Below are 4,967 nucleotides of genomic sequence, written 5' to 3'. Positions count from 1 at the left end.
ACTATTGGGGGTCAGTTCATTCGCTAGGAGCAAACGCAGGCTTTTCAATATTGTTACACTATTCCGTGTTCATTAATCGTGCGTGTTCATTAACCGTGAGAGGTTCTTCCCACGTTGTCATGGCTAAGCTCTTTATTAAGTTCCGCTTCCACGTGACCCGGAGAGCGTGTTGATCCTGAAATCAGTCGGTACATCGCAGGGATAACGAACAGAGTTACCAATGTCGCGAAGCCCATACCGAAGAAGATAACCGTACCCACAGCCACTCGGCTTTCATAGCCTGCGCCCGTTGAAGTAATCAATGGAATTGCACCAGCCAGCGTCGTGAATGCCGTCATCATGATTGGACGTAAGCGTCGAGCAGAAGCATCAATGATCGCCTTTTCAAACTCAATACCACGGTCACGAAGTTGGTTAGCAAACTCTACGATCAAGATACCGTTTTTGGTTACCATACCGATCAACATGATCATACCAATCTGGCTGTAGACGTTGAGCCCTTGACTCATCAGCACCAAGCCTAAGAAGCCACCGAAGATCCCCATAGGTACGGTGAACATCACCACCAGCGGGTTAATGAAGCTTTCAAACTGCGCGGCCAGTACCAAGTATGCGACCAGCATCGCTAGCGCAAACACCACTAGGATACTTGATTGGTTCTCTTTAAAGTCTTTTGACTCGCCAGAGTAGCTCACTGAAATATCACCCGGTAGCTGTTCAATCGCTTGTTCATCAAGGAAATCGAGCGCGTCACCCAGCGTGTAACCTTCCATTAGGTTCGCTTTAATGGTCACCGATTTCTGCTTGTTGTAGTGCGACAAACGAATCGATGAAGCCACTTCTTCAATGTGCGTCAGCGTATCAAGTGTAACCAGCTCACCAGACTGAGTTCGCATGTAGATTTGGCTTAGATCGTTCGCGTTGTTGAAGCTGTTTTCATCACCACGCAGATACACGTCGTACTCTTCACCACGGTCAACGAAGGTCGTTTCACTGCGGCCGCCAAGCATGATTTCTAACGTATCTGAAATGTCTGAAACGCTAACACCTAGCTCTGCTGCACGCTGCTTATCTACGGTTACCAATAGCTCTGGTGTTTTCTCAGAGTAATCGATGTCCGCGCCTTCCATCATTGGAGAATCTTCAGCCGCTTGCTTTAAGAGCTCTGCCCACTTCTGAAGTTCAGAGTAATCAGAACCGCCAAGTACGAATTGAACAGGCTCACTTGAACCACCTTTGAAGCCCGGCATGAACGGGAATACACGCACATCTGGAATGCCGTTCAACGATTTACGAACTTCGTTCAACGCTTCTTGTGCGGTAACGTCACGCTCATCCCAGTCTTCTAGGATCATGATTACGAAGCCCGTTTGGTCACCCGCATTACCACCAAACGCTGGCGATTGAATACTGAATGACTTCAAGAAGCCCTGACCAAGCAATGGCATTAAGCGTTCTTCAACGATGTCCATGTTGGCAGACATACGGTTGTAACTGGTTGCATCGGCACCACGAACAAACGCAAATATAACACCACGGTCTTCTTGTGGCGTCAGTTGCGACGGCACTTGTTGCATCAAGCCATAACTACCGCCCATACACGCGATAATGATGATTGGAGCGGCCCAACGCCAGTTAAGAGCACGGCGCAATACCGCGCGGTATCCAGACTCAAGCTTGCCAAATACGCGCTCGACAAACAAATTGAAACGGTTTGGTTTAACGTTCGCTTTAAGGATCTTACTGCCTAGCACTGGCGTTAGCGTTAATGCGACTAGCGACGAGAAGATCACCGACATCGCAAGCAATACAGAAAACTCGGTAAACAATAGGCCAACCATGCCGTCCATGAACGAGATTGGTAGGAATACCATTACCAATACAAGCGTTGTTGCGATTACCGCGAAGCCTACTTCACGAGTACCTTTATAGGCCGCAAGCAGCGGTGACTCACCACGTTCAATATGGTGGAAAATGTTCTCAACCACCACGATCGCATCATCTACCACCAAACCAATCGACAGGATAAGTGCCATCAAGGTAATCAGGTTGATAGAGAAACCGAAGTAGTACGCGGCAATAAACGACGAGATCAGAGATACAGGTACGGTTACCGCTGGAATAAGTGTTGCACGTGCTTGACCAATAAAGATATAAAGCACAAGGATAACCAAGCCGCCCGTGATAAAGAGCGTGCTGTAAACCTCAGAGATTGAGCGGTCGATAAAGACAGTTGAGTCATAGTCGACAGCCAAACGAGTACCGTCTGGCAAGAACTTTTGAATTGCTTCGACTTCTTTATGGACTAAGTCAGCCACCTCAAGTGGGTTCGCATCTGACTGAGGCACGATACCCATACTTACGTTAACAACGCCGTCACTCTTAAAGGTCGAGTTCTCGTTTTCTGCGCCAATGTAAACATCCGCTACGTCTTTCAAGTAGATAGGTGTGTTATCAGAGGCACGTTTAACGACTAGATATTCGAAATCTTCCGATTCAGTGTAAGAACGAGCAGTACGAACCGACATCACAATCGCATCGTTACGTACTTCACCACCTGGGCTTTCAATGTTCTCACTGTTCAGAGCAGAAGTGATGTCCGAGGTAGTAACGCCACGACCCGCCATCTGCGCAGGTTTCAGCTTCACGTACATTACTTTGTACAAGCCACCTGAGATATCCACCGAGCTCACGCCAGAAATCAAACTAAAGCGGTCAATCAACACACGTTCGGTGTAGTCGGTTAACTGCGTTCGGTCCATCTCCGTCGAACTTAAGTTGATGTAGACCGAAGCTTCACCACTACCATTGTTCTTATAAACAATTGGGTCGTCGGCTTCATCTGGCAATGAACGCTGCGCACGAGCTACAGCATCACGAACATCACTCACACCGGTATTGAGGTCGTAACCAAGCTCAAAAGTAATCGTGATACGCGACATACCGTTACGCGTTGTGGATTCGATCTCATCGATACCACTGATGCCGGATAACTGGTCTTCAAGGTTGGAGGTTATTTGGCTTTCAATGATGGTGGCAGACGCACCCTCATAACGAGTACTGATCGATACTACCGGGCTTTCAATATCTGGCATCTCACGAACCGCGAGCTTATTGAAAGAGACAATACCAAACACAACCAATAGTAGGCTCAATACGACGGCCGCTACTGGTCTCTTTACAGAAACATCAGATAACAACATTAGTTAGCGCCTTCTTGTGCTTTTTTATCACTTGCTGCATCAGCTGGGCGATTAACGGCAAGCTCTTGAACCAAGACGCCGTCACGCATGTTCACGATACCTTGCACCACGATCTTCTGGCCAATTTCGATGCCTTTGTCGATCACGACTTCGTTATCGATACGTGCCCCAAGGAAAACTTCTGTACGAGTTGCTTTATTATCTTCGTCGATAACATAAACGAAACGCTTCGTACCTGAATACTCAAGCGCTTGAACTGGAATGATTGGCGCTTCCACTGGTGGGAAGTCCATATCCGCCGCCACTAACATTCCTGGCTTTAGATAATCATTATTGTTGTCGAAGTGGATTCGAACTCGAAGGTTCAAGGTTTCAGCGTTAATACGAGAATCAATGCCTACTACAGTACCAGTGAACTGAGTGTCGCCCCATGCGCTAGTGCGAGCCGTTACTTTCATACCTTTAGACAGTTTAGAAAGGTAGCGCTCCGGGATCTGCAGATCTAATTGCATTACCGATAGGTCATCTAGAGTTACGAGTTCAGTACCGGCTGTCACCATTTTACCGCGGCTAAAGTCGATAAAACCAACAGTGCCCGAGAATGGCGCGCTGATGTGAAGATCTTTCAGATTGGCATTTGCAGCAGCTAAACGAGCGTTGGCAATCTCTACGTTCGTTTTCTGAGCGTCAATTTCAGTTTGCGTGATCGCGTTACGTTTCACTAGGCGTTGAAATTCCGCTAGCTTACGTTGCTCGTCTTTTAGATAAGCTTGCGCTTCTGCAACTGCCGCTTTTGCTTTGTCATCGTCGAGTTGAACCAACATCTGCCCTTTAGTGACATCTTGATTGGCTTTAATGTTGATAGAGTCCACTCTGCCAGCCACTTCAGAAGTGATCATTACCGATTGCTCGGCTTCTAGCTTACCGACCAACGAAAGAGATTGGCTAACTTGGTGAATATCAACCTGCTCAGTAACAACAGTGACAGTGCTTGGGCCCATACGTTTAGCGAGTACGGCTGGAGACGCCATAAGAATAGACAAGCTAAGCAGGGTTAAAACAGATTTACGCTTCATAATAATGGTCTGCAAGTAAGTTTATACCAATCACAGTGAGTAAGTGGTCAGAAATAGCGTAGGGAAAAGGCTTGAGAACAAGGCAGCTCTTTTCAACAGATAGTTTCGATAAGTAGTTATTCTACAATCAAAATATCTGACGCTGTTCTCGAGCATTTTAGCAAGCTAAGATGACACGTTATTTACTACGATTGGTATTATTATCTATAAATGAAATTAACCGTATTCTATCAACTGATGAATGCTGTAACGTCAAGAAGTGTAAATCTAGATTAAATTCCATTTACGTTTCATCATGTTTTAGACACATTGAACACAATACAGAAAGCCAGTCACCTCAAGGTGTTACCTATCAGTACGTAAACCTTAGTATAGATGTTCACTTCACGAGCAATATGCGTACTTTTCGCCATCTTTGCCCAAAAAGGCAGCATTTAACACAAAACCATAAGAAAAACCCTTTACAGGTTTAGCGTGTTTGCTATGATGCGCTCCGCACTTGAGAGATGCGTTGGGAAGAACATCTCTTTAGCCTATCCATTATGAGTTAGGAAAAAACACCCTGGAGGGGTTCCCGAGTGGCCAAAGGGAGCAGACTGTAAATCTGCCGGCACTGCCTTCGATGGTTCGAATCCGTCTCCCTCCACCATATTCTTCTTACCTCTTTTAAGAGTTAAGAGAACAACCT

Annotated in this window: 2 protein-coding genes and 1 tRNA gene; 1 reads left to right on the top strand and 2 read right to left on the bottom strand. The window is 46.3% G+C overall.

All coding sequences use genetic code 11. From position 1 onward, the window contains the following. Window positions 1-89: 89 nt before the first annotated feature. Entirely contained in the window at window positions 90-3,203 is a 3,114-nt protein-coding gene (gene vexH / locus AB4307_RS21625; RefSeq protein WP_102319977.1) for a vibriobactin export RND transporter permease subunit VexH, read from the bottom strand. Next, window positions 3,203-4,279 (bottom strand): efflux RND transporter periplasmic adaptor subunit, encoded by a 1,077-nt coding sequence (locus tag AB4307_RS21620; RefSeq protein WP_102393841.1) that lies wholly within the window; start codon window positions 4,277-4,279, stop codon window positions 3,203-3,205. Before AB4307_RS21620 ends, vexH begins: the two co-directional genes overlap by 1 nt. Window positions 4,280-4,843: 564 nt before the next feature. On the opposite strand from AB4307_RS21620, the gene AB4307_RS21615 reads away from it, so the two are divergent. Beyond that, a tRNA-Tyr gene (locus AB4307_RS21615) sits at window positions 4,844-4,928 on the top strand. The last annotated feature ends 39 nt before the right edge of the window (window positions 4,929-4,967 follow it).

It is taken from the genome of Vibrio sp. 10N.261.52.C2 (assembly GCF_041471425.1).
GTDB lineage: Bacteria > Pseudomonadota > Gammaproteobacteria > Enterobacterales > Vibrionaceae > Vibrio > Vibrio crassostreae_C.
Note: the sequence above shows the minus strand (reverse complement) of the source record. Positions and strands in the feature narration are given on the sequence as shown.